Genomic DNA, 838 nt, shown 5'->3' on the forward strand with positions numbered 1-838 from the left:
GTAGAGGAAGGAGTCTTCTCGGCTTTTTAGATAAAATGGTTCTTTGCCTGTAATGCAATCATGTGTGTAATGTATGGATAAATGTGACTTTACCCTAGCATCAGAAAGAAAGGGATTTGCGGATGGAACAAACCTATTCCGTGGCCTCCAACCCGGTCTATTACGAGGAGCAAAGCCTTCATGTACTGTTCGCCGGAGAAAGCCAGACGCCGCCGCTGCACCAAGTCGGACCGAAAATCTACGATTATTTCCTGCTGCACTGTATTGAAACGGGAGCAGGCGCATTCCGCACGGAGCAGCGCACCTATGAGCTTGGACCCGGCGACTGCTTTCTCATTCAGCCCGGGCAGCTGGTCAGCTATGTATCCGACCTTGATCAGCCGTGGAAATATAGATGGGCGGCCTTTTCCGGGACGGATGCGGGCAGGCTTGTACGCGAAGCCGGCTTCTCGCCCGAACAGCCGGTGGCGGCGTGCGGCAACAGAAGCATCATTCCAGAAGCGCTTGCCGGAATCATGAAGACTTTCTACGCAGGGCGGGAGAGCGGTCACTTGACCTCGCTCGGGCTTCTCTATCTGACGCTGGGAGAAGCGTCCGAGATGCTGAAGGACCATTCACGCCTGCCGGGAAAAGATTCGCAGGTGAAGCGGACGGTCAAGCAGATGATTCACTATATGTCCTCCCAGTACGCTCATCCGGTCTCAATTGAACAGATGTGCGCCAGCCTTGGCTATAACCGGGCTTATCTGTCGCGCATTTTCAAAGAGGAAACGGGGCTGTCACCTGTTACCTATCTGCTCAAGCTTAGGATCGACAAGTCTCGCCAGCTGCTGCGCGA

The 838-nt window shown here is 54.2% G+C and carries 1 protein-coding gene; it reads left to right on the forward strand.

Annotation, left to right across the window (positions count from 1 at the left end; all coding sequences use genetic code 11):
- Nucleotides 1–122 precede the first annotated feature (122 nt).
- Nucleotides 123–838, forward strand: a 716-nt coding sequence (locus L691_RS0116665; protein WP_025691571.1) for an AraC family ligand binding domain-containing protein, incomplete at its 3' end; no start/stop codon positions are given.

It is taken from the genome of Paenibacillus zanthoxyli JH29 (assembly GCF_000520715.1).
GTDB classification, from domain to species: Bacteria; Bacillota; Bacilli; order Paenibacillales; family Paenibacillaceae; genus Paenibacillus_AQ; species Paenibacillus_AQ zanthoxyli.